4 protein-coding genes and 2 pseudogenes are annotated in these 3,733 nt (G+C 63.9%); 5 read left to right on the top strand and 1 reads right to left on the bottom strand.

Annotated features, from left to right (window positions below; all coding sequences use genetic code 11):
• Nucleotides 1-341: hypothetical protein (locus V8J36_RS22760; protein WP_336469600.1), on the top strand; the 341-nt coding region annotated here is incomplete at its 5' end.
• Here the strand turns inward: V8J36_RS22760 and V8J36_RS22755 are convergent.
• A pseudogene (locus V8J36_RS22755) lies at nucleotides 332-1,299 on the bottom strand (IS5 family transposase). The gene V8J36_RS22760 and the pseudogene V8J36_RS22755 sit on opposite strands and share 10 nt — an antisense overlap.
• 403 nt (nucleotides 1,300-1,702) lie before the next feature.
• Between V8J36_RS22755 and V8J36_RS22750 the strand changes: the two are divergent.
• From V8J36_RS22750 to V8J36_RS22735, 4 genes and pseudogenes are all read left to right on the top strand, one after another.
• Nucleotides 1,703-2,059, top strand: coding sequence for a TA system antitoxin ParD family protein (locus V8J36_RS22750; protein ID WP_336469599.1), 357 nt, complete (start codon nucleotides 1,703-1,705; stop codon nucleotides 2,057-2,059).
• Complete coding sequence (locus V8J36_RS22745) at nucleotides 2,056-2,646, top strand: AAA family ATPase (protein WP_336469598.1); 591 nt, start codon at nucleotides 2,056-2,058, stop codon at nucleotides 2,644-2,646. The genes V8J36_RS22750 and V8J36_RS22745 overlap by 4 nt, the downstream gene beginning before the upstream one ends.
• 239 nt (nucleotides 2,647-2,885) lie before the next feature.
• Complete coding sequence (locus V8J36_RS22740) at nucleotides 2,886-3,470, top strand: tyrosine-type recombinase/integrase (protein WP_336469597.1); 585 nt, start codon at nucleotides 2,886-2,888, stop codon at nucleotides 3,468-3,470.
• Between the two features lie 9 nt (nucleotides 3,471-3,479).
• Nucleotides 3,480-3,733: pseudogene (locus V8J36_RS22735) on the top strand (hypothetical protein); the annotation flags it as partial.

Genomic DNA, 3,733 nt, shown 5'->3' with positions numbered 1-3,733 from the left:
GGTCTCCCGCGGGGCTTTGTCTGTTTGATGGGAAGGCCTGTCGATCAGGCGAGCTGGATGTCGAGCGTGAGGCCGCCACTGCCGTCGGGTGTGAGCACGACTTGGCGGATGATCCCTTTCTGCAGCTGATTTGCTTCGATCCGGGTTCCGCCTGCCCCCGCAGAGAGCAACTCGCCCAAGCGACCGATCTGCTTGCGGTAGGCCGAGGCCAGTTCGGCAGGGGAGGGGAGGGCGTTGTTGCTCTAATCGGTAGAAGGCCGATCTTTCCCTTTCCCGCTCTGTCTTCAGCCCATGGCAGTGATCTCGGCGGTGCCGAGGGTGTTGTATCTGTTCATGAATGAGCCATGTCGCGCCACCGGTCCGATCGACCATGGCGAATGATGCGGATCTGGATCTCTGCAGTCTGTCGGTCCGGGTCACGGGAGGCGATGCGCTCGCCGAAGGCCTTGAGGCAATTCATCCTCGCTTCGACCCGACTTCGGACGTGATAGCCAACTGAACGCTTCCAGTTTGCTCGCCCCAGGCGTCGCGTCTCGTGCAGGATGTCGTTCCGAGCGCGGGCGGCTGGGCAATCCTCTTTCCAGGGGCGGCCGTTCCGGCGGATCGGAATGCGCGCTTCGGCCCCTCGCGCGGTAATCGCGACATGGCATCGTCTGGTGTCATAGGCACCGTCGGCTGTGACCGAACCGATCTCAGCATCCTCGGGGATCTGGGCCAGAAGGGCTGGAAGCAGCGGGCTGTTGCCTTGCCGACTGGACGTGAATTCGACGGCCCGGACGTCTCCGGTCTGAGCATCCACGCCGATATGGACCTTGCGCCGCGCGCCATGGTTTCTCGAACCAGTGGCGAAACATGGCGCGCCCTGCGGCGCGACGCACCATGCTTGCGTGCCTGCCACTCTCCATCGCCGCGGAACTTGATGCCGGTGCTATCAACAAGCAGGGCCACAGGGCCGTCCGGGCGGCGATAGGGGATCTGCACGGTAAGCCGGGCCTGACGCCGACAAAGCGTGGAATAGCCCGGAACGGGCCAGTCCAGCCCCGCCATCTCGATCAGGCTGGCGACCAATCCGACCGTTTGCCGGAGCGGCAGGCCAAACAACACCTTCAGCGTCAGGCAGGTCTGGATCGCGCTTTCGGAGAAAGTCTCGGGATGACCTCGCTTGCCCGTCTTCGCAGCATGCCAGGCCATCGTCGGGTCGAACCAGACGGAGAGAGACCCGCGGCGGCGCAGAGCAGCATTATAGTCGGACCAGTTTGTCGTGCGGTAGCGAGGAGAAGAGGGCTTCGGCGTGACCAGAAGCTAACGCTCAGGATTCACGACGTGAACCCGCCTCACCGATAAGTGCAACAACGCCCCGCCTAGGGCTCGAGGGTGCCGCGCGGCGGCGCAGCACCGGTCTAGACAGGGCGTGCGTCGCCAGGCTGCGATGCGACGGACGAGCGCCAGCCCAGAGCGGCCGGTCGGCTGCCCTCGACGCTGCAGGGCCGCAGTCTCGGAAGCGGGCTTTCGAGCAATCACGCAGCATAGCCGCGGACGACGCAGCTCGCGCCTTTCCCCCGAAAGCAGTCATTCACATCTTGATCCGGCGCCGAAGACTGGACAGGGCGCGGCTCATGCATTGACCGTCCTGCGTTGGGACTCAATGCCTTTGACATTGAGGTAGCAAAATGCTACCTCTGAGGTGCTTCAGGAGGCGCACATGGCAAGTTCCATCAAGCTCTCAGATGACGTGATGGCGCTCGTGCGGCACGAGGCCGAGCTTCAAAGCCGGTCCGTTGCCGGACAGATCACCCATTGGCTCCGGATCGGTCGGTCGATCGAGCGCTCTGGCCACTACGACCACGCCCGGATCTCCGCGGCGCTGGAAGGGCAACTCGACACCACGGCGCTGCAATCCGAAGAGGAAGCGGGCTGGCTCGACGCGTTGACCGACAAAATGGCCATGCCCTGCGAGGAAGAGAAAGCATTTTATGCCAAGCGCCAGCGGCTCGGGCGCGGTGTCGGTCTCGATGAAGGGGGCAACCTCGTTCATGCAAGGGCCGCCAGCAAGGCATGAGGCCAAGCCTTGTCCTGCTCGCCGGGCCCAATGGGTCGGGCAAGACCACGCTCTACCAGACCCGTGTGGCGCCAAGCTTCGCGGGTCCCTTCATCAATGCCGACATCATCCAGAAGGATGAACTTGGAGATCCCTCGCCCGAAGCCTCCTATGAGGCGGCTAAGATCGCTGCCCGACGCCGTGAGGAGCACCTTTCCGCGCGCCGAAGTTTCGTGACCGAGACTGTGTTCTCGCACCCGTCCAAGCTGGAGATCATCGAGACGGCGCGCTCAGCCGGCTTCATCGTCATTGTGATGCACATCAGCACCGATGACGCCGACCTGAACGTGGCGCGGGTGCGGGCCCGCACGCAGGAAGGCGGCCATGACGTGCCGGAGGCCAAGATCCGCGCCCGCTACAGTCGGGGCGGTCCGCTCATCCGCAGGGCGGTTCTGGCTGCCGATCGCGGCATGGTCTTTGACAATTCGAAGCTCAACGCGCCGCCTGAGATGATGCTGCTCTTCAGCGCCGGGCGCCTGACGCGGGTCGCCCCGAAACTGCCCGGATGGATGCTCGACGCTTATGACCAGGATCTGCGGTTCGCCTGAGACAGCTGAGGAACATTCCTGGTCAAGAGGCGCGAGACGAGAACCGGTTGAGGTCCTCGCGTGCAGGAATTGCCGGAGGACGGCCAGCGACGCGGCCTCGTCATATCCGCCAATTCGTGAACAGATTGGCAGCGATCGCGAACCTAGGTCTCCCGTCGGACTCTCGCCAGCCCGTGCTAGAATTGGGGCGCTGGCGAGGGGCCGGCGACGTGGCGGGTACGGCGGAGGGATCCTTTGCTATGGGACATGCAAACCTACCTGCCGTTCGCCCTACCAATCGCGCTTGGAACCGCGACCGCGTCGTTGGGCAAAAGCGGCCTCTGCTGCCAAGGCACGTTTGGGCGATCCGGGTTCTGCTCGAGATATCCGGGAACATCAGGGATCTCGCTCTGTTCAACCTCGCCATCGACAGCAAGCTTCGGGGCTGTGACCTTGTGCGCCTGCGGGTGCGGGATGTGATCTCGTCGAACACGGTGAAGGAGCGGGCCTCCGTCATCCAGCAGAAGACCAGCCAGCCGGTGCGCTTCGAGATCACGGAGGGCACGCGCCGTTCGCTGATGGCTTGGCTCGCCAGCCCGGCGATGGCGGCCAGCGACTACCTTTGGCCAGGCCGGCTTCACAATCGGGCGCATATTTCGACGCGGCAATATGCGCTGATCGTGAAGGGCTGGGTGACGTCGATCGGGCTTGAGCCCTGGGCCTACGGGACGCACACGATGCGGCGGACCAAGGTGGCGCAGATCTATCGCAAGACGGGAAACCTGCGCGCGGCCTTGTTGCACTTATCGGTGAGGCGGATTCACGTGGTGAATCCTGACTGTTAGCCTCGGGCCATGCCAAAGCCCTCTTCCCCTCGCTATCGCACGACGAACTGGTCCGACTATAACGCCGCCCTGCGCCACCGCGGATCGCTTTCGATCTGGTTCGATCCCACGATGGCCTGGCATGCCGCGAAGACCGGCAAGCGCGGCCATCCAGAGACCTTCTCCGACTGCGGAGGAGCGGAAAACAGTCCGGGGGACTGTTTTCCCGACGCAGGCGATCCAGACCTGCCTGACGCTGAAGGTGTTGTTCGGCCTGCCGCTCC

Source organism: Frigidibacter sp. MR17.14, from assembly GCF_037095735.1.
Taxonomy (GTDB): Bacteria; Pseudomonadota; Alphaproteobacteria; order Rhodobacterales; family Rhodobacteraceae; genus Frigidibacter.
This window is presented reverse-complemented; position numbering and strand designations above follow the sequence as displayed.